The organism is Ornithinibacillus sp. FSL M8-0202, from assembly GCF_037975285.1.
Classification (GTDB): Bacteria; Bacillota; Bacilli; order Bacillales; family Amphibacillaceae; genus Ornithinibacillus; species Ornithinibacillus massiliensis.
The window spans coordinates 2783254-2806105 of the sequence record NZ_CP150248.1 but is presented as its reverse complement, the minus strand read 5'-3'; the positions used below and the strand labels follow the sequence as shown (position 1 = coordinate 2806105).

Sequence of the window (22852 nt, the reverse complement as noted above, 5' to 3'; positions counted from 1 at the left end):
TGGGGGAGATTTTTTGAAGAATTTGCTACGCGTTTTCTTGATGGTGCTCATCATTGGCTTAACTGCCTGTCAGAGTAATCAAACAGATGGGATTTATTTTGAAGACTATCAGCTTGAGAAAGCTATCCGTGCTGAGATCAATAAAGTTTCTGGAGACATTTTACAAGAAGATGTACAATCCATTACCGACTTAGATGTATCGAACAAGCGAATTAAATCCTTAGAAGGAATAGAGAATTTAGATTCCGTTACAAAGCTGAATTTACAGAACAATAGTATCGAGGATTTATCGCCACTTCAGGAAATGGCTAGTTTAGAAGAAGTATCGATTGGAGGAAACCCGTATGATGATACGGATGTAAAAAGTCTTCAGGATAAAGATATAACGGTCATTACAAAAGTAGAAGTGGAAGTACGAGGTGAACCAAACGGTCCAGGGGGATATCTTTGGAAGGTTGAACATGGCGATACTACAGTTTACTTACAAGGGACTATCCACACCGTAACGGATAACTTTTTTCCTTTGAATCGTAAAATCGAAGAAGCCTATGCAAAAGCAGATGTAATTGTTCCAGAAGTTGACCTTAATAACATCAGTATGTTTGAAATGCAGGCTATCTATATGGAATATGCCCTATATGAAGATGGCTCGAGCATTCAAGACCATCTATCTACGGATTTATATAAGGAACTTGACCGTGTATATACAGAACTAGGATATTCCATTGACATGTTTGAGCAATTCAAACCGTGGTTTCAATCGAATCTAATCCAGAATTTAATGATGGAAGAGCTTAATTTCACAGATGGCGTCGACTTATATTTTCTAAATCGTGCAGAACAGGATCAGAAGGAAATCGTTGCCCTTGAGACTGCGGAAGATCAATTATCGATATTCGCTAATTTATCTGAGGAATTCCAAGTCCAAATGCTAGAAGAATCCTTGGTCGAAATAGAGGAATTAAATGAACAAATGCTAGAGTTGCTGAACCTATATAAGGAGGGAGACGGCGACAAACTGCTAGACTACTTAACGGTAGAACAAGAAACAACTGCTGAAGAGCAAGCCTACATGGAAGCACTTAATGATGACCGAAACTATAAAATGGCTGACAAAATTGCAACTTTCCTTGAGGAAGATAGCGGTGACACATACTTCGTCATAGTAGGCACCTTACATCTACTTCAAGAACCCCATATCCTTTCTCTCCTAGAAGAGAAAGGATATACAGTAGAGCAGATATTATAGACGAAGGCTATTTCCGAGAATAGTGCATTAAAAATGAATCTTGGTGCTTGTACGGGAACGGATAGGAAAACCGTTCCCTTTTTCTGTTTTCCTTTTGGGTCACAGAGACTGACTCTCTGTTACCTTTTTTTGCTTCTCTTCCTCTTTTGGGTCACAGAGACTGATTCTCTGTTACCTTTTTTCGCTTCTCTTCCTCTTTTGGGTAACAGAGACTGACTCTCTGTTACCTTTTTTTGCTCCCCTTACTCTTTTGGGTAACAGAGACTGACTCTCTGTTACCTTTTTTTGCTTCTCTTCCTCTTTTGGGTCACAGAGACTGACTCTCTGTTACCTTTTTTCGCTCCCCTTACTCTTTTGGGTCACAGAGACTGATTCTCTGTTACCTTTTTTCGCTTCTCTTCCTCTTTTGGGTAACAGAGACTGACTCTCTGTTACCTTTTTTTGCTCCCCTTACTCTTTTGGGTAACAGAGACTGACTCTCTGTTACCTTTTTTTGCTTCTCTTCCTCTTTTGGGTCACAGAGACTGACTCTCTGTTACCTTTTTTCGCTCCCCTTACTCTTTTGGGTAACAGAGACTGACTCTCTGTTACCTTTTTTTGCTCCCCTTACTCTTTTGGGTCACAGAGGGAGGATCTCTTTAATACTGGCAAAAAGGTTTTCTATACCTTACCGTTTAAAAAAAGGGAAGGGCATCTGCTTGGGATTGTATATTTTCTTATACGTAAAATAAAAAAATCCGAGCTACTACGAATTCTCCTTTTTCAGTAGTAGTTCAGATTTTCTATTGCTTGTAAGTTTGCGCTTCTAAATCATACCAGCTAGCAAACTACTATAGATACTTACCATATTTAAATCATCTGCACCAAATTCCTTGAACCTACTGGGTGCTCTAAGATAGATAGCACCAAGTACACTTCCATTAACCATAATTGGAACAGCTAAAATTGAATCCCAGTCTGGTAAAGCATTAATCTTATTATGCTTATCCTTCACATCCCAAGTAATCGTATAGAGTCCGCGTTCCTCCAATATAACCGAATGCAATATATCCTGTTCTATCGAGACTTGCTCTAACCACTCTTCTTCCTGTGCTCTCCTTCCATATACCTTTTCCCCATTTGGCGTATACAATAAAATATAGCCCACCTGTGCCTCTGAGATTTCAATCATTCTTCCTAAAAATTGATAGATTTTTTCCTCAGTAGATAGGTTTTTAACAGGAAGCTGGATGAGCTCTACCATAGCTAAGACATTTCGGGAATCCTTAATATCATCTCCTGTGAGAATGCCTGCTAGCTTATTTTGCGGCTTGGATGTCGTGAGAAAATCCTTATACCAAACTTGGGTATTATTCCGCCCTTTTTCCTTTGCAACATACAAGGCTTGGTCTGCTTTTTCAATTAATGCTTTTACTCGCTGTCCATGAAGCGGATATGTCGCTATTCCAATACTGACGGTTATATCAAACTTATCTCCTAACAGCTGTTGTGCGGCAATTTCCTCACGCACTTTATCTGCAAACACTACTGCTTCTTCCGTTTTAATGTTTGGTAAAATAATAATGAACTCTTCCCCACCGTATCGACCTAAAGTATAAGACTCATCGAGCATATCCATAACGATATGAGATACAGTTCGTAATATTTCATCCCCGATTTGATGGCCATATCGATCATTTACCTGCTTAAATCTATCGAGATCAAACATGACGATACTAAAAGATTCCCCTGTACGTTTGGATACATCTATTGCCTCTAATAGCGCATCGTCTAAATATTTTCTAGTTAACGTACCTGTCAGTTTATCAATGCTTGCTGAAAGCTTTAACTGATGCTGTTCTAGCATTGTAGCTAAAAAGCCCATCACTTCCTTACATTTTTCTACTCCTGCTTCATTAAAATTATTCACAAGCAAATCGGTTTCTAAATAGATATAACCTAGAATAGACGGACTAGAATTACCGTGATGCTGAGTGATTGGAATGCACATGATACTTTGTAATCCTTTAGGTAATAAGTCTAATTCCAGCTTTTGTTCCTTAGCATCTAAAATAACAGCCTCTCTTGTATCATGAACGAGATTAATCATATAGCGATTTTGTGGTAGTTCACGATTCCCATCTGTTGTGCTTAGAACTGCTAATTCTTCCTTTTGATTATCCGTAATAATGATTCCCCTCGAAGCAAGTGTTATCCCTGTGAGATAATGTAATAGCATATTAATATTCTTTATTGTATGAGGGCCAACCTTTAGTATCATATCCTGGGCTGTACGAATTTCCTTTGAATATTTCATCATATGCTGTTCGCGAATGTATTCCATATATTCCTCATGTTCCAAAAATATGCTAACATAATCTTTAGCGAGAAATCGATTTAAATCCGCTTGAGACAATTGACCTTGCTTACCATTTTCTTTATCCGTTACTATATGTTGCTCTTTAGATATCCAATTGTAAGTTCGTTCTAGACCTATAAACCCTTTAGCATAATGATGATGATTCACATAAGTTAGCTGGTATTGCTTCGGCACACCTTCCACTAACGATTTCACTAACTCGGTACTCTCTAAATAATAATTGGCAGCACCATACCATTTCTTAGCTTTAAAAGCATACTCTCCCAATACCATTAAGATTCTAGCTATTAATTCCCGATTTTCACCCTGTTTCGCTAGCTTCAACCCTTGCTTTAAATAATTTATTGATTTCTTAGAACTATCCTTTGTTCCAAGAAAATAATAATATCTTGCTTTTAAAGCATCCGGTGTTTTATCTGTAAATAATTCCTCCAGCTTCTTACTCAGGTTACTGGTTAGAGAATAATAACCACGTTCACTTAACACAATCAAAGCCGTTGTTATTACTTTTATATTAAACGTAATATGGGGTATTTTTTCTACTAACGCTAGCACATTAGAAATAATCTTCTTTAACTGCTCTTTCGGTGCTTTCCTTAAAAGATGAAGCTTCTGATAGGTGATGGCACTATCAGAATACATGTTGTCACGGCCTTTATTGAACTCCACGACTAATTTTCCAAATTCATCGGCACGCTCGAAGTCACCGATAAAGTGAAATAGATTCATGCTCGTATTATAGTATTCAAATAGATCTAATTCACGAGAACTATCTTCCTTATGTAATGCTTCTATAATGTGATAATATTTAAATGCTCGCTTGTACTCTGCCATTTCTGCAGATATAAAGCATAGTTGATTATAGAGAGTACTTACAAGCCAACTTGCTCGACCCGCTTGTGCTTTTTCAAGCGCATATTTAAAATAATCATATGCTTCAGAAAAATGATATGCGCTAGCATGAATTCTACCTATACTATTTAACGCTTGAATTTCGGTCTCAAAAATACCATACTTTTCACTAATATCCCTTACCTTTTCAAAATAATTTATTGCCTCATCGAATTCATTTCGAAAGGATGATTGAGAGATAATACCGATATTGTTAATCGCTCCTAAATAGCCTTTCAAATATCCTGCATGCTCTAGAAGCTTCATCGCCTTTTTAAAATAGGCTTTTGCCTTATCATAACGATTATTTTGTGCACTAGAGAACCCTAGTAACAAGTAGGCTCTTCCCGTTATTTTAGGAAAATCCTCCCCACTTTCTGCAATAATTTCGTTTAAAATGATATCTGCTTCATCTAATTGGTTTTTTATATTCAGTAATAATGCTTGCAGTCGCTTATATTCGAGCCTTGATTCTTTATCCAATATTATAGGGAAGTTTTCATCTATTTTTTGTAAATAGTGCTTTAGATTGTCCACTTTATAAGACGTTGCAAATAGATTTCCTAGCTCTAAATATACTTTTAAAATTAAATCTTGCAAATTATGTTTCTCGGCAATTTCCAATGCATACTCATAGGTTTTTAATGCTTGCTCTGTTTGATTGATTTCAATGCATAGCCCACCTATTTTCAACAGAATTGCTGTTTTTTCATATGGATTTACCATTAACTTCTCCGCTTTTTGAAGATATTGCACTTCCTTTCTAATTTCATGCTGAGCATGGAGTTGCTTAGCAATATCTAGATAATAATCCAGACACTTTTCCCAATTGTGAGCACCTTCATAATGATGAATTAGCTCCTCGATTTTAGTATCCGAGGCTTTTTCCATTAAAGCTGCCGCATGTGCATGCATGGTAATCTTTGTCTTTGCATCAATACTGTCATACACAATCCGCTTTAATACCTTATTATAAATATCAAAAAGAAAACCATAATCCGATACTAATTGATGAACTATTCCTTTTTGAACTAAATGATCGACAGTAGAATGTATGAATACTTCATCTAACTCGAGATACGCACTAATTACGTTTTTAGAGATTGGCTTATTATAGATTGCGATGGTCTCCAGAATTTGTAATGCGATTTTTTCTAAGTCCCGTAATTGGTTTACTAGCACTTGTTCAATACTTTCCGGAATTTCTAATGCATTATAATCTAGCAGAATACTCCACATACCATTATCCTTATTAATTTGAAGAAGCCCTCGACTATACAGATCCTTCATAATTTCCTGTATAAATAATGGGTTTCCAAAAGAACGGGCATATATTTTCTCTGTTAACCTAAGTGGTTTATAAGATAAGGACAGAATTTGCATGATCATTTCTGCTACTTGCTCTTCTGTTAACAGATCTAATCGGATAATACTGGTGTCTAATCGCTTTTTCATTAAATGATAGTTTTCTAGAAAATCCTTCTCCCCATCCTCTCTTAGTTCACCTGATACAATAAACATTAAATTATTTTGATGGGTATTGTTCGTGCTCAAGTAATGTAATAAATTTAATGTGAACCTATCCGCGAGATGAAGGTCGTCTATTAAGAATACCGCTGGCCTCCCTTGTAAGCTTTCATTAATAAAAGCACCTATACGATTTAACAGCCGATATTCGCTATTACCATCTGTTACATAGTCTAATGAGGTTGGCGCTCCACCTTTTTCTAATTCCGGAAAGTACTTTACTAGTTCTGCATGATATTTACGTAAAATAGAATAGTCTGTTTGACTGATTAGCTTTTGCAGAATATCTAGCCATAGGTTTTTACTATTCCCAGTACTTCCTAGGTGAAAACTTGCATATATCGTTACTTTACGTAGTTCTATTAAATAATGAAGTTCTTGGAGAAAGCGGGTCTTGCCAATCCCATTTTCACCTTGAACAAAGATGATACGTTTGCTCGGCTTATAGCTCATCATATTCTGGACATTATTTAAAACATATGATAATTCTTCATCTCTTCCGATGATACGGGTATGAAAATGAAGCTTATCCAATGCCTCTTGATCAATGATGGAAATATCGGTATCTAGTCTTTCGCTAAGCTCTGTTATCATATCTTGAATAGTTAGATAGGGATAATCCTCTTCTGTCCCTATCATTTTCTTGATAATAGGTAATAGGTTATGTAGCCTATGTCGATCATGAGCAAGATAAGATTGCTCTAAATTTTCTTCGAGTGATTGAAGCGCCTGCTTTGGATTTTCTATGTAAGCTTGTTTGGTTATCATCGCTAATAGAATTAGTCCTAACGCGTACATATCTGTCTCAATATTTGGCTCTATTCCAGCTAATAATTTGGGGGAGTTATAGTATGAATTCTCTAAATCATGATGAGAATACTTTTCTAATTCAATGGTAGCAAGATCTTTTAATTTCGGGAGAAGACGATTCCCTTGTTTGATTGGGTAAATTGCCTTCAAATTTAACGCTCCATAAATAAAACCACTTGTATGTACATAGTGGACTGCCGAACAAATTTCGATGAATTGTTCGATTACCTCATCAATGGAAAACTGCTGTATCAACGAAATGTATGATTCATTCTTTCTATCAAATTCTACGGTATAAAAAAATGCCTTTTCTGTATAAGGCTTATTATCAACAAAGGTGACGGCACCGAATTGTTCATTTCGTGCTATTCTTTTACTTGATAAATTCTTTATGGCTATAAATTGCTTCTCAAAAAATTGAATTAACGAACTGGGTGTATATTCCGAGCTTAATAGATTTAATTGAACATAGCGGTTCTCATGGAATAAATCCATAGCTAAATAGATGGATGCGATTCTATTTTGCTCCAAAAGCTCGACAAGTCGATACCGATTATTAATAACTTCCATGGACTTCACCTCGTATTCGTTAAGTTGATGGGGATACCGTTTAAGTTCTCGCCTATTACGATAAAAAAAGAGAGACTGGGACAAAAGGATTAATCTTAAAGTAAAACCGAATGATGAGCAAAGACCACGCTCCGGAAATATACTTGCGGTTGCTTCCAGTACAGGGGCGACATCTGCTCGATAAAACCATCGCAGTGTCTACCTTGCACTTTATCACAGCATAAGTGCGACATCTGCTCGAGAGAACCTCGCAGTGTCTTCTTTACCGCCGGGCGGCTGGTGAGCCTCCTCGTGCTACTTCTTTAGGGGTCTCAACCTTGCCCTATCCTCCCCGCTTTCGTCTACGTATATTTCCGGAGCTAGTATCCTGTATCATTCGGTTTTACATTTAGTTCTTTTAGTTATGTCCCGTCCTCAACATAATTCATGCATAAAACCAACAAATTTGTTCATCAGGCTATCATGAGCGATTATACTGGTACTCCCTTAACACCTGAGTCTTATCATTCGAATAGTTTTTAACTAAGGATTTTTGATTATTACTCATGACGAATCTATTCATTATAGTTTGATAATTCAAATGTTATTGATTTTATTATATAATATTTGCCACTAATTCACTATACACGTTCATGACATTTAACTCATCCGCTCCAAATTCTTTTAGCCTAGCAGGTGCTGACATATACATAACACCCTTTACCGTTCCATCAGCCGTTATTGGCATTGCTAGTATAGAATCCCAATCAGGCAATCCATTAACGGGGTTAATCTTCTCTGTTGCTTCCCAATCAATGGTAAACATACCACTTTCCTCTTTTAGGACTGTCGTAATAATCTGCTGATTAAAGGTATGTTCTTTGACCCATTCTTCTTCCTGGGACTTCCTACCATAGGACTTTATAATGGAACTCCCTTCTGTGAGTACAATATATCCATATTGTGCTTCCATAATTTCAACCATTCTACCAAGAAATTGATAGATTTTTTCCTCAACTGTTATAGGAAGGTTGGTTAATTGGATAAGTTCAACTAATGCTAGTACATTTCTCGCATCCCTTATTTCGTCACCAGAAATGATTCCAGTGAGCTTATTCGCTGGTTTCACTTTGTCATCAAAATCCTTTTGCCAAACTTGAGAGTTGTTACGCCCGTTCTCTTTCGCAATGTATAATGCTTGGTCAGCCTTTAGAATAAGCTCACGGACGGTTTGACCGTGTTCAGGATAAGAGGCTAGCCCCATACTTAAGGTTATTTCCTGCTTATCACCTAATAGCTTATGATCTTGAACAGTAGAGCGTAATGCTTCTGCAATTCCCTGTGCATCCGCTATATTGACTGAAGGCAGAATAATAATAAATTCCTCCCCACCATAGCGTCCCAATAAACTGTTCTGATCGAGATTTTCCAATATAATCTGGGAAACTTCCTTTAGAATTTTGTCGCCAATTTGGTGCCCATAACGATCATTAACGCCTTTAAATTTATCCAAATCGAACATAATGATGCTAAATTCATTGCCATTTTTCCTTGTGTAATCTAGGGTGTTTTGTAAAGCATCTTCTAAATACTTTCTTGTTAATGCACCTGTTAATCGATCAATCGAAGCAGTAATCAATAATTGGCGTTTCTCCATAAGTAATGCAAGGAAGTTACTCAGCTCCATACACTTCTCTAAGCATGACGGATTAAAGTTATTCACGATCCGGTCTGTTTCCAAATAAATGTAGCCTAGTAATTGATGACTTTCGCCTACTATTGGTCGTGATTCTACCTTCTTAATTATAGGAATGCATAGAATAGCCTTTATATCATCTTCTAACAATTGATGATCTACCTTATCATGTGTCAGTCTATCTGATAGTAGAACAGGCTTCATCGTGGACCTAACACGATTAAAGATAGCAATATTTCCCGGTATACTAGTACCCTTATCAAGGGAAGAGAGAACCGTTACTTGCTGTCCCTTTTCCTCAGAAAGAATATACCCGTTAGTCGCAAGAAATCGACCAGAAAGAAATTTTACGATTATGGTTAGATTTTTCGATACATCACTGTCTAACTGTTTCAAAAGATCCTCTGGTTGAAAAATCCCATCAGATAACTTTTCCATATAGTTACGACTAATATTACGCATAAACCGATCATTTTCCATAAAGAAATCAATCTGCTCGGTGTTTAAAATAGCTATTAGTTCATCTAAGGAGCTGACCGTATGAACCAACGCCTCTTGCTCTAAAATCTGCTCTTGTTCGGATTGAATCCACCTTTTTATTTCATTAAGTCGATAAAATTCCCTGGAGAAGCTTCGACCATTAATGTAGTCCAATTTATATTCATCTGGAAGCTGCTGAATTAAATCTTTAATCGTTTCAAAAGCTTCTAGATAATAAGCGGCTGCTTCATAATACGCTTTTGAATTAAAGTAATAATTGCCTATATCTGCCTGAATACGAGCGGTTAATTCCTTACTTTTAGAGATTTTCGCTAAATGTAAGCTGCTTTCAAAATAAGTGATGGAACATGACCGATCTAAGTTAAACGCAATGATTCCCTTCGCATGCTCATATATAGCCTTTAATCTATACGGTGTGTCCTCACTAACTAAGACTTCTACCATAGAAAGTAATTCCGTCGCTAGGGGGTGTTTCCCCTTCCTGCTAAGATGCTGGATAGCTTCGCATAGTCGTTCAATACTAATTGACTTGTTTGTAATTTTGTCAATAACCTTTACAATTTGCTTCACTAAAAAATCATCGAAGTCTTGTTCCGGCTCTCGTAATTGATTGATGAGGACTTGTGCAGTTGCAGTATATTTCATCATATTTTCATGCTCACTATGGAACGCGATTATTTTTTGGGAATAACGCTCTGCTTCTACATAATTACCAAGAGCCTGATACAGCTTCGCGCAAGTTTGATAATAACCACCAATGTCAAAGCCCTTATTTGGATTATCCTGTAAGTCCACTTGCAATTTATTGAAATATTCTAAGGCATCCACAAAATTATTTCGCTCTAAACTCACCTGGGTTAAGTAATTTAATAGCACATACCTCTCCAGAACGAGATTGTAACGCTCTGCCTTCGCTAACCCTTGGTTAAAGTGTTCAAATGCCGTATTATAATCCAATTGATTGAGATAGGCTTCTGCAATATTGATTAGTGCTGATACTTCACTTGTATAAATGCCATATTCCTCACTCATCTGTTTAACCTCTAAATGATATTCCATCGCTTTGTCATAATCTTCATAGACCTCTGCATAAAGCGCACCTATATTGTTGAGCGATAATAGCATAGCTCTTGCATTCTGAGCTTCTTCTGATAGTTTACAAGACTCATGATAAAATTCTAAAGCCTCGTCCGCTTTTCCTAAGTGAACAAAGATAAAGCCTAATGTTCGGTATGCATTCCCCTTTATTTCCTTATAAAGGTCACCGCACTCTGCAATTAATTCTTCGAAAAGAACCGCTGCCTCCATCAATTGATTATCCTCGGTTAACAAGCTTGCGTGAAGACGTTTCACTTCTAACCGCGCCGCCTCATTAGGATGGCTTGTTAAAATATGTTCTACCTTCTCGATATACTCCCTTACCTTGGCAAGCCGATAGATTGCGTGATTCGCATTAGCTAGATGTACGTATGCCATCATTAAATGGTCCACATGGTTTTCTTCCAGTGCTAGTCGCTCCGCCTTCTCCAAATACTCAAAAGCTAATCTAGTGTCTCCTGTATCAGTTAATAATGACCCTATCTCAAGATAAAGTGCTGTTTGTTCTACAGGATCAAATGTTATATCGAGCGCTTTTCTTAAATTTTCAATTTGCCCTTTCGTATTCCATCTACCCTTCATCAACTTGGCTTTTTCAAGGTAATAGATTCTTGCTTTTTCCTTATTTCTTGCATTGGAAAAATGGAAAATAATTTCATCGAGATTCTTTTCCAAATCCATTCCGTTCTGTTCTGCTAAACTAGTTGCAGCTAGCTGATGCTTCGCTATCCTCTCTTGCTGCGAAATTCTATCGTACACAACGTTCTTCAATATCTTGCTGCGAAAATCATATAAGTAAGAGCTATCATCAATGAGCCGCTGCAAGATTCCCCTATTCACCAATTCCTCTAATTGCTCATCCACCATCATTGTATTTGGTAAAAGTTTCTCTATTATGTGTGTGGCAATTGGCTTAGAAAATATGGAGATACTTGATAGAATATCCATTTTTTCCGGATCAAGATCCTTCAATTGGTTGACTAGTGCATGCTCAATATTATTTGGCAAATCTAAGAGATTATAGTCCTCTGATTCCTCTGGTAAATCAATTTGCCATTTTCCAGTTTCTTCACTTACATAAAGAATTCGACGGCTATACAAGTCTTTTATAATTTCCTTTATAAATAACGGATTACCATAGGACTGACTATAAATTCTGCTTGAGAGTTTTTTAGGTGTAAAGGAAATGGATAAAATGCTTTGAATCATTTCTCCTGTTTGTTGTTCATCTAATTGCTCCATCCGAATGGTTTCTGTATCAGGACGCCTTTTCATCATATAGATAAAATCAGACGCGGCTGAATTCGGAGAAACCGCTCGATCCTCACATGAAAAAACTAAAGTCAGATTTGTATTCTCTAATACTTCTGTACATAAATAGTTAAACGTATCAATGGTAAATGCATCTGCGAGATGAATATTATCGATAATCATTACCGTTGGCCGATTTTGGATGCTTTCATTGATAAAACCTGCAATACGATTTAACAGTCGATACTTTGTTTGATGTTCATTAGCATAGTTAAGTGAATCGTTATAATTCTGATCCATAAGTTCTGGGAAATACTTAATTAATTCGGTATTATATTTCTCAACGATGCTATTATCTGTCTCCATGATTAATTTTCGTAAAATATCAATCCACATTTCCTTACTATCTGTGGATGTATGACTCAAGCTATAGCTCGCATAAACACTTGCTTTGCTTAGCCCAAGTAAAAAAGTAGCTTCTCGTAGAAAACGAGTTTTCCCAACACCATTAGGACCTTGAACGAAAAAGATCCGTTTCCCCGGCTGATAGGCAACCATCTTTTCATACGCTCTCATGACAGTCTTCATTTCATTTTCTCTGCCAACAAGCTTCGTATACAGATTTAACCCATTTATTTCTTCTTTCTTTATAATCGAGTAGTTCGTACCCAGTACGGCATTTATATCTACGATTACTTCATAGAGGTTGGTGTAAGTATCTTTATCTTCGGTATTTAATAGCTTTTTCACAACAGGAATAAGTTGTTTCACGCGTTTGTCATTCGAGTTCTCAAGCAGCGAGGTGAACTGTTTTTTAGGTTCTTCTATAGTAGGTGTTTTCGTTATGAGTGCAAGTAGAATAACACCTAAAGCATACCTATCGGATTCCGCATCTTCTGGCACTCCCGCTAGGACCTTTGGTGATTGATATACCGGGTATTCTATTCGTTCTGCATGGGTTAATTGTTCCATATGTACAGTAGCGATATCCGTTAGTAACACTTGGGAGTGTCCTTCCCCCTTCAATACTCGAATAGTATAGGGGTTTAGCGCACCATAAACAAACCCATTTAAATGGAGGGTGTATACTGCTGAGCATATCTCTACAAAACAATCCATAAGCTCATCAAATGTCAGGTTTTTTGTTGCCTGGAACAAGTCTGCTGTTCTCGGAATATAATCCGAAGTAAAAAAGTATTGCGAGTCTACCTGTCGTTTGTTATCAATATAGAAGACCTTATTAAAGCTATAATTTCGAATAATTGCTTTACTCGTTATCCGTTTAATATCTAGGAAACGAGTGATATAAAAGTCGATCAGTGGCTTTGGTAAATATTCATTATTTAGTAAGCTTAACAGAATAACTTTGTTTTCTTTGCGCATATCATATGCTGAATAAACCATGACATGCTTCTCTTGTTTAATAAGTTCTTTTAACCTATATCTATTGTTGATGATTTCCATATCCTTCACTCCACTTGAAATATCATACCTGTATTAAGGTTTGACAATTGTAGTTTTTGATATCGTATAAGTGTATACATATTGGGAGCTTCCTTCACTACGATGATTCATTGCATACCATAAGAAAAAGCTATTCAAATATGTGAATAGCCAAAAACTGTTTTGGTAGCCAGGCGATCATCGTCTTTCAACATTAGACCCTTTGCTTTGCGTCCTACTCTTTCGAATAGTTTGCCTTTTTCAACACATCTGGTATTTAATTACTATTACTTATTACCTATTCTACACCAATTCTACAAAAATTCAATAATTTGACAATATATTCATGAATTGTTTTACAATATTATAATTTCTAAAACATCAACTAGTACTTTGTACCCGGAAATGGTATCGATTAAACGTATTTCCCCTATTTTCTTGGCAAGATTTTATGCAAAATTATCGATGAACATCGTTAGAAGATGACCGCTTCGTTTACTAGTTTTTATATTTGCGTGTTCCTGTATTCCTTCTTCATTGCGCAAAACAACTAGTTCTTTATACCCTGAATAATCACACTTTTATTCCTTCTACTAATATAAAAACCTTTGTATAAAGGATACTATTCCTTTATACAAAGGTTTTAGGATACTATAAGCGTATTCGGCTACAGAATTAATTAGTTTTTCACTGATGAAGGAAAATATCGGTCCTTCAAGCGAGTGGAAATAAATTCTAGTATAATGGCAATGATTAGAATAAGATATGTGATTAAACCTACTTCTCTAAGGTCATAATAGAAGCCGGATGCCATGAAGAGTTCAAAGCCTATACCGCCTGCTCCAGCTGCTGCTCCCATGGCAACTGCAACGGAGAAGTTAATTTCAAAACGTAAAAATGTCCAAGATAGTAAATAGGTAAAGGTAGACGGAATAATCCCGTGCATGATCGTATGCCACCAATTAGAACCTGTTGCTTTTAATGCTTCTAAAATACCAGGATCTATCTCTTCAAATGCTTCAGAGAATGCTTTCACTAGGTACGCCACAGAGTGGAATAACATCCCCAGAACTGCTGCTTCACTACCAAGTCCTGCTGCAATAGCAAATATTAGCACCCAGAGAACAGTTGGTACTGCGCGAATAAACGCTACAAAAATTCTCACTGTTTTAGATAACCAAGGTTTGGATAGATTTTCTGCTGCCATTAAAGCTAAAAAGAAAGCAATAATTGCGCCTAAAATTGTAGCTAATATCCCTAAACCTAATGTTACACCAACTTGATAGAAGGCTTCTCCCCAACTAAAATGATTTAATGTAGGTTCAAAGAACATTACCCTAAGATTATGTAAGGTTTCCGTTACGGCTCTTTCTATCTGCAAGCCCATATAGTTAAAAAAGAAAAATGCTAGAATAGTTAATATAGTCAGTATCCAAATGGTCCATTTGATAACTAAATCTATCTTGTTTCCGGATTTAATATCAATTTTTCCGCTTTTTGTTCGTTTTATAGTAGAAGGTTTCAAACCTACTTCCATTATAAGATCACCTTCCGTATTTGGTTAGATATCAATTCAATTACAATAACTGAAATAACGATAGTAGCAGTAATTAAGGCAACTACTGGATAGTTCATATTCTTATAATATAAATCAAACAGGTAGCCAATCCCTGTTCCAGTTAGTATTCCAACTAGTGTAGCACTACGTATATTCGTCTCAATCATAAACAATATCCAGCTAAGCATTTGTGGAATGCTTTGTGGTAGGACGGCTTTACTAACGATTTGGAAATAGGTTGCCCCAGTAGCCGTCAATGCTTCTACAGAGCTCTGATTAGTTTCATCAATCGATTCAATAAATGCTCTCGTTAAAAACCCTAGAGTTCCAACAAATAATGCTAGAAAACCAGTCAATGAATTCTGTCCAAATGAAATCAAGAGAATTAAAGACCATGCTACAACAGGTATATTACGAGATAGCGATGCAATGAATCTCGCAAGCATACTGAATATATTATTTGTTTTCGTTGTTTTTGAACCTAGTAAAGCTAAGAATATGGAAAAGAATGCTGCAATTGTCGTTGCGGCAATAGACATGAAAATCGTCTCATTCAGCTTCACTAATATATTTGGTAGCCTCTCAAAAGAATCTTGCGTAATCATTAAATTGGAAAATATCCAAGTGAAAGCAGCAGGAATGGTAGCGATGCTTTCTATAAAGTTAAAAACTGTTATGCTTGAGGACAGATAGGTGATGACAATAATAATGATAAACATTAAGGTTAACTGCATCTTTTTCTTACGTAAAATTTTTACATCCATTGCTATTCCCCTTATACGGTGATTAATTCTTTTGATTCCATTCCATATCACTAGCGTTGCATTAAATTAATTTTATTATTAAAAATACTCGAAATGTTCAATTTTATTGTTTTGCGCAAAGAAAAAGTCCTTTATAATGGATAAGTCAGGTGGTAAACCCGTCCAAATCCACTAAAAAGGACAAATCTCATGGACAAGATTACACGAAAAACTTCATTTGGACAATGGTTTTCACCAATTAATTTTCAATTATTTGAAGAACAGGTGAAAACATTGAAATTAGATTTCTATACGAAAAAATTAACGACAGAGTCGTTCCTAAAGTTACTGCTTTTTGCACAGCTACAGGAAGTCGAGAGTCTTCATGCACTAAGTGACTGCCTCTTCGATGACAAGCTTCAAAGGGCTATCGACCTTGATTCTATTAGTATTTCTCAGTTATCACGACGATTAAATGGGCTGAATCCCGACCTTTTCCAAAGACTGTTTCTCGATTTAGTATCACAAATTCATGCCAAAACGCATTATACGAAACTTGTAATGCCATTAAAAATTATTGATTCTAGCACTTTGCCACTGAATTTGACGAATCATAAATGGGCAAAATTCCGCAAAACAAAGGCAGGAGTGAAACTGCATCTGCGTCTTGTATTTATGGAAAAAGGCACTTCTTACCCAGAAAAAGCCGTAATGACAACTGCAAAAGAACATGACCGAGGCCAGCTTGAAATTATGGTAGATGACAAAGAATGCATGTATGTGTTCGACCGTGGTTACTTAGACTACGAACGTTTTGACCGCATGACCGACGAGGGCTACTTTTTCCTTTCAAGGCTGCGGAAAAACGCAGTCATACGGGAAGTTTACAACTTTAAGTTGCCCGAAAATATGCCTGTTTTATCAGACCAAATGGTCTTAATTGGTACTACACAAAACCGTGCTGAAAATTATTTTCGCCTGATAAAGGTCTTGGATTCAAAGGGAAATGAACTCCATTTAATTACAAATCGTTTTGATTTAAGTGCCGAAGAGATTTCAGAAATGTACAAATCACGCTGGGCAATTGAATTGTTCTTCAAATGGATCAAACAACATCTCAGCATTAAGAAGTTTTACGGTCAGAGCGAATGGGCGATTCAAAACCAAGTATTTATCGCACTTATTGTTTTTTGCCTTCATGTTCTTGTGCAAATTGAAACAAAAAGCAAGCGAAAAACGCTACAAATTAGCCGTTATTTAAGGGCTGCATTATGGAAACCAGCGCATATTTGGCTTCGAAAGATTGAAGGCAAATCCGTCCCTTAATAAGCAAATTGTCGTTGTCACACAGGTCTAATTGTAAATTATTTCCAAATGGATGGAGCCACCTTTAATTCGGTATTTACTTTTTTGGCTCTAAACAGAAGATATAATAAAACTGAAAATTACGACATTATTTTTGCAACACTAGTGATTCCATATATATGTTCTATTTTATCTGTTGAAAGTAAAGGACTTGGCCCGTCAAATACTACTTCACCTTGCTTCAAACCAATAATTCGGCTTGCATAGTCTTTAGCAACTTCTACCTGATGCAGATTGACAATACAAGTAATACCAAGCTCCTCCGAAATTTTCTTTAAATGATCCATAATGATTTTTGAAGAGTTAGGATCCAGTGAGGCAATTGGTTCATCACAAAGAATCAGCTTCGGTTCTTGAATAAGTGCACGACAAATACCAACTCGTTGCTGCTGCCCACCACTTAATTGATCACACCGCTTATAAGCATGTTCTGCTATACCTAATTTCTCTAATAGGTCAAACGCATTTTGCTTCTCTTGCTCAGTAAAGCGCCCAAGTATACCTTGTAAAGTAGACTTGTAACCAAATCGTCCATGTAGCACATTTTCAATTACCGTTAATCTCGGAACTAAGTTATAATGCTGAAAAATCATTCCAATGTTCGTACGTAATTTACGCAATTCCTTCTTACTTTGCGCTCCGACATCTTGACCATCAAAAAATACACTTCCTGGATTAATGTCAACCATTCGATTGATACAACGTAATAGTGTCGATTTACCTGCTCCAGAAGGACCAATAATCGAAACAAATTCTCCTGTATTAACTGTAAACTCCACATTCTTTAATACTTGAACTTCTGAATTATAGGATTTGTTTAATTCCTTTAATTCTAACAATGCCATCCATAACACTCCTTATTCTAGTTTATATTGGCGTAATTGAGTGAAAATGTAATAAGAGGCTGGTACAAGCGGCTTATCTTAGAAAACCTGAATCATAAAGGATAGTACGTATACCCCCAATTTGGAGATATACGTACATTCTTCCTAGTAAAGGACCTGGTATTTTTGCATAACTATGAATGTCTACTTGCACTTTACTTGTATATCGTTATTTCCATAGTAGTTCTTTTAGACTTTCAGATAATCCATCTTTTAGCCTTTAGATGAATGATTTACTTAGACAGTTCACGGATTGGATCGAACCAAGCGTCTTCAACTTCTAAGAATCTTTCATTATCTGTTTTAGAGAATAACCCAGACATATCGGAATCCTTTGGTACGAAGATTTGTTCATTATTTGCAATTTCATCTGAAGTAAATGCCTCAATTAATTTATTGATATCTTCTTCATTTAGAACTTCTTTATTAACTGCAAAAGGTGCATTAAGTACTGGTGTAACACTCATTAGAACGAACTCTTTACCAGTAACGGTGTTGAAAGGCTCCTCCGCATCATCTTTAACACGGTAAACCGATCCAATTTGATTTTCTTCTCCTTCAACTAATTCCACATAGTTGTCTACACAAGAATCACAGAAAGCTGCCACATCAGCACTACCATTTAAAAGGTTTACCGCTGACCCTTGGTGAGATCCACCAAATAGCACTTGTGAGAAAAATGGTCCACCCTCCATTAAGTCTTCTGCTGATAAATCTTTATCTTCAAAATGTCCCATAATCGTGTTACTTGGTACGACAAATCCAGAAGTAGAGCTATTGGATACAAATGAGAATTTTTTACCTTCAATTGTATCTAATGAAAATTCACCATTCTCTTTATAATCATCTTGCTCATCAACATTTACAGCTAACCAGCTATGATACTTTGCATCATCTAAAGTACCAGATGCACCACTTGTTACAACAATAGACTCAATTGCATCATTACGCTCTTTTGATTCTATGTATCCTTGAGCACCCATAAATGCTACACCAGCATTATTATTAGCGATAGTTTCAATTGCGATAGCGTAATCTGTTGTTAGATGATGTTTTACTTCTTTTCCAGTTGCATCAGCAATAGCCTCACCAATGGCATCACGAGCAGCTTTTAAATCATTACCAGATTCATTTGGATACCAAACGATATCAATAACATCATAATCCCCTGGCTCTTGTGCATTTCCACTATTACATGCACTTAATACAATAACTAAACCAATAAAAAACAGGACGCTAACGAACTTTTTCATTTTCTTCTTTCTCCTCCTAGTAATAAAAAGATGATATAGATTGGTTGTCTAAACCTGTTATCGGTACCTATTAAACCACAATCTCGTTAACTCATGTTTATATTTACTAATACTTTACGTAATTTTAAGATTATTTACATAACTTTAAAATTCGGTAGGATCTAACATAATATATAAAGATTTTACCTATGTCAGTAGAGGAGGAGAGCTCCTTCTGACTTTCCGTATTTCTAAAAAATCGAGTAGGAGGAGGCGATTAACCTCCGACCTCTCACACCACCGTACGTACGGTTCCGTATACGGCGGTTCCATCTAAGTCCAACGTAACGTTTGATATCTACTAAATAGACTCTTTAGCCCTTGGCCTGACCAATATTGGTCGTCAAGGGCTTTATGCAAGATTGGGCTTTTAGCTATTCGCCAGTATCCCTTTCTTGTGTTAGCCCATTCCCACGCTTTTCCTTTCTTAATTCCGTATCGAATTAAGTTATGGTACCTTGTTTGGACTTTCTTCCATTCCTTCCAACGAATCATTCGTAACCTTCTTCTTATCCAGGCATCTAGTTTCTTGAATAAAGAAGGCGTTTCTGCCAGTTGGTAGTAGCCTAACCAACCTATTAGGAATCGATTTAGTTTCTCCATCCTTCTATCCATCGCCACCGATTTCCTTCTAGAAGTCAGTTCACGAACTCGCTGTTTAAAGCGTTTTACACTTTCTTTTGAAACCCGGATTTTCGGGGTTTCCTTCTGGATGGTAAAAGAAAATCCAAGGAATTTGCGTCTCCATGGGCGGTCTACCGCACTTTTGTCTCCATTTACTTTGAGTTTCAGTTTCTCTTCTATGAATTTAGTGATAGTATTCATGATTCGTAAACCCGCACGTTTGGAGCGAACATAGATATTACAGTCGTCTGCATAACGGACGAAGTGAAGTCCTCTTTTCTCCAGTTCTTTATCCAGTTCATCGAGGACAATATTGGAAAGTAGTGGACTTAGGGGGCCTCCTTGGGGAGTACCTTCTGTATTAGGACAAGCTAACCCATCTTCCATAATTCCTGCCTGTAAATATCTTCTGATTAATTTCAAGACCATTGGGTCTTGAATTCTTTTACTTAATGTTCGCATCAGTCTGTCATGATTTACTTTATCGAAGAATTTCTCTAAATCCATATCGATTACCCAACGGTAACCCTGCTTGATATAATTTCTAGCTTGTCTCACCGCATCATGTCCGCGCTTGTTTGGACGGAATCCATAACTGTATCGCGAAAATGTAGGGTCGTAAACTTCCGTTAGGACTTGTGCGATTGCTTGTTGGAGGAATCGGTCTGTCACGGTAGGGATACCTAACTTTCTCTTCCCACCGTTTGGTTTCGGGATTTCGACACGACGAACAGGTTGAGGGTAGTAGGTTCCCTTTTCGAGTTGTTCCCGAATGGTAGTCCACTGTTTCATGATATGTGCTCGTAGGTTTTGTACAGGCATATCATCCACACCATGACTTCCTTTGTTTCTTTCTACACGTTTTAGTGCTTGTATTAAGTTTTCCCGTGATAGTATTCTTTCCAACATGATATCGAACTCCTACGCGAATTGTCCGTCCTTCTTATGTGGCAACTACTTTCAGCCCTTCTAATGTCCCCCACGAGATTCATCGTTTCCTCCATTAGGAAGGTTCTTATGTTTCTGCGTCATCAAGTGTTGCGTATGCAAAGTGGCAATTCTCCTTAGATGATTCAGCCCTTCCCGAATACCCTAGGAGCATTCGGTACTATGGCTTCGGCTGACTTCTGATAGTTCAGCGAACATTCTCATGTTCGGTTACGGCAGGTGTACCGCATTTCTATCAGACCTCCCAGGGTAAGCACACATTCTTCCTCTCCATGTCCTCGCTCCATTTACTCTATGCTCCCTTTGGCAGTAAGGACTTCAACTTGTATAGCAGTCTCATCCAAGAACATCTAGCCTTATATGAAGTTTGTGTTCCTCGAGGCGGAGATTTGCCGCTGACTTCCTTCAGATTCTAGGTCACCCTAGACACCCTTGTCTTAAGCTAATCACTACTACTGCCTTCGTGATTCAGGACTTCAACCCTAGAGAATGTGTGCATGCCTGGCACACTATAAAAAGCAAACCTACTTAACTTAGTAGATTTGCTTTTTCATGTATCCATCTCTATAGTATTTCCATTTAGAAGAATAGCAGGCCTATCGATATTGGAATAAAACTAAAGAACAACACCATTACACAGAATCCCATAATATCACGGACCTTTAATCCAGCAATGGCAAGTAAAGGCAATGCCCAGAATGGTTGGATCATATTTGTCCAAGCGTCACCCCAAGCAACCGCAATCGCAGTCTTTGGTATATCTGCACCTAAATTCATGGCAGCACTCATCATAATATCGCCTTGAATTGCCCATTGTCCACCACCTGATGGAATAAAGAAGTTCAAGATGCCTGCGCTAATAAAGCTTAGCCATGGTAATGTAACTTCATTAGAAATATTAACGAAGAACATGGATAACTGCTCCGATAAACCTGAACTTGTCATCATTCCCATAATACCTGCATAGAACGGGAATTGAATAATTATGCCGCCAGCATTCTTTACAGCACCAGTCACACTATTTAAGAATCGACGTGGTGTACCATGGAATAAAATCCCTAAAAATAGGAAAATAAAGTTGACGATATTAAGGTTTAAATCAAACCCTTTGCTTACAAAATGGTACAAAACAAAGGCTAATCCTAGTATGCCAATAAGTAAGGATATGATTCTACTATTCTCCAAACGTTCCGCTGGCGTGACCGATTTAATTGTCTCTGGTTCTTCCTCTTCTTTTTCCATTACTTTCTGTTGTAAATTTAATAACTCTGGATCGATTTTCCCCACATTTCTAGCAGACTTCATTAGTAATCTATTCAATAATGGCAGGGTCAATAGTAATGTTCCAACGATAAACAAGTTAGGACCACCAAACAATGTTTCGGATACAGGCACAATACCAATTTCCTCTATTAGCATGTGATTATCTGTTGCTATTGACAGTGGAATAGATCCTGACAACCCTCCATGCCATAGTAAAAATCCGCTATAAGCACTAGCCATTAGTAAACGATAATCTGCTGAAGGAACACGTTTTGCAACGTGAATAGCAAGTAATGCTCCAACAACTAGACCAAATCCATAATTAATTAAACATGCAATAGACGCAACTAGTGTTACTAATAACACTGCTTGTCCTGGAGAATTAGCTAACTTACTAATTCTCCCTAGTAATTTTTTCACAATGGGACTATTAGCAAGAATATACCCCGTTACAACAATAAGTGACATCTGCATAGCAAACTCTAATAATCCCCAGAAGCCCCCACCCCAGTATTCCACCATATTAACAGGTGAGCTGCCAGTAAAAATCATCCCAAGTATAAATACAACAAAAGTAAGAATAATTGCAAACAGAAATGCGTCAGGTAAATACCTTCGAACCATTCGGTCGAAAAAATTCGTGATAGCACCTAGCATAAATTTCCCTCCTATATTTTCAGTCTAGATTTACAACAGTTTATTCGAATAAGTAGGTTTTATTCTAATGCCATTCTTATAGTTTAATCACTTTCATGTAAAAATCCAAGCATCTAGTTGAGGAGGTTGCTAGTAGAACATGTA

At 37.0% G+C, this 22852-nt stretch carries 10 protein-coding genes and 1 riboswitch; of the genes, 2 read left to right on the top strand and 8 right to left on the bottom strand.

Annotated elements, in window-relative coordinates; translation table 11 throughout:
* Positions 1 to 13: 13 nt before the first annotated feature.
* Complete coding sequence (locus tag MKY78_RS14235) at positions 14 to 1249, top strand: TraB/GumN family protein (protein WP_339213557.1); 1236 nt, start codon at positions 14 to 16, stop codon at positions 1247 to 1249.
* An 805-nt stretch (positions 1250 to 2054) separates the two neighbouring features.
* On the opposite strand, the gene MKY78_RS14230 is transcribed toward MKY78_RS14235, so the two are convergent.
* From MKY78_RS14230 to phnE (MKY78_RS14215), 4 genes are all read right to left on the bottom strand, one after another.
* Positions 2055 to 7406: a diguanylate cyclase gene (locus tag MKY78_RS14230; RefSeq protein WP_339213556.1), complete on the bottom strand. Its 5352-nt coding sequence runs from the start codon at positions 7404 to 7406 to the stop codon at positions 2055 to 2057.
* A gap of 595 nt (positions 7407 to 8001) precedes the next feature.
* Positions 8002 to 13395 carry a diguanylate cyclase gene (locus MKY78_RS14225; RefSeq protein WP_339213554.1) on the bottom strand — a complete coding sequence of 1798 codons (5394 nt, stop codon included), beginning with the start codon at positions 13393 to 13395 and terminating at the stop codon, positions 8002 to 8004.
* 161 nt (positions 13396 to 13556) lie between these two features.
* A riboswitch (cyclic di-GMP riboswitch) is annotated at positions 13557 to 13641 on the bottom strand.
* Between the two features lie 412 nt (positions 13642 to 14053).
* Positions 14054 to 14911 carry a phosphonate ABC transporter, permease protein PhnE gene (phnE, locus tag MKY78_RS14220; RefSeq protein ID WP_339213553.1) on the bottom strand — a complete coding sequence of 286 codons (858 nt, stop codon included), beginning with the start codon at positions 14909 to 14911 and terminating at the stop codon, positions 14054 to 14056.
* Entirely contained in the window at positions 14911 to 15696 is a 786-nt protein-coding gene (gene phnE, locus MKY78_RS14215) for a phosphonate ABC transporter, permease protein PhnE (RefSeq protein ID WP_339213552.1), read from the bottom strand. The genes phnE (MKY78_RS14220) and phnE (MKY78_RS14215) overlap by 1 nt, the downstream gene beginning before the upstream one ends.
* 189 nt (positions 15697 to 15885) lie before the next feature.
* Between phnE (MKY78_RS14215) and MKY78_RS14210 the strand changes: the two genes are divergently transcribed.
* Complete coding sequence (locus MKY78_RS14210) at positions 15886 to 17001, top strand: IS4 family transposase (RefSeq protein WP_339213018.1); 1116 nt, start codon at positions 15886 to 15888, stop codon at positions 16999 to 17001.
* Between the two features lie 119 nt (positions 17002 to 17120).
* Here the strand turns inward: MKY78_RS14210 and phnC are convergent, their stop codons facing one another.
* The 4 genes from phnC to MKY78_RS14190 all read right to left on the bottom strand — a co-directional run bounded on the left by phnC (position 17121) and on the right by MKY78_RS14190 (position 22708).
* Positions 17121 to 17885 carry a phosphonate ABC transporter ATP-binding protein gene (gene phnC / locus MKY78_RS14205; protein WP_339213550.1) on the bottom strand — a complete coding sequence of 255 codons (765 nt, stop codon included), beginning with the start codon at positions 17883 to 17885 and terminating at the stop codon, positions 17121 to 17123.
* Positions 17886 to 18157: 272 nt separating this feature from the next.
* On the bottom strand, positions 18158 to 19177 hold the full coding sequence (locus tag MKY78_RS14200) for a PhnD/SsuA/transferrin family substrate-binding protein (RefSeq protein WP_339213548.1): 1020 nt from the start codon (positions 19175 to 19177) through the stop codon (positions 18158 to 18160).
* A gap of 312 nt (positions 19178 to 19489) precedes the next feature.
* Positions 19490 to 20752, bottom strand: a complete 1263-nt coding sequence (gene ltrA, locus MKY78_RS14195; protein ID WP_188384654.1) for a group II intron reverse transcriptase/maturase — start codon at positions 20750 to 20752, stop codon at positions 19490 to 19492.
* Between the two features lie 615 nt (positions 20753 to 21367).
* Complete coding sequence (locus MKY78_RS14190; protein ID WP_339213546.1) at positions 21368 to 22708, bottom strand: short-chain fatty acid transporter; 1341 nt, start codon at positions 22706 to 22708, stop codon at positions 21368 to 21370.
* Positions 22709 to 22852 lie beyond the last annotated feature (144 nt).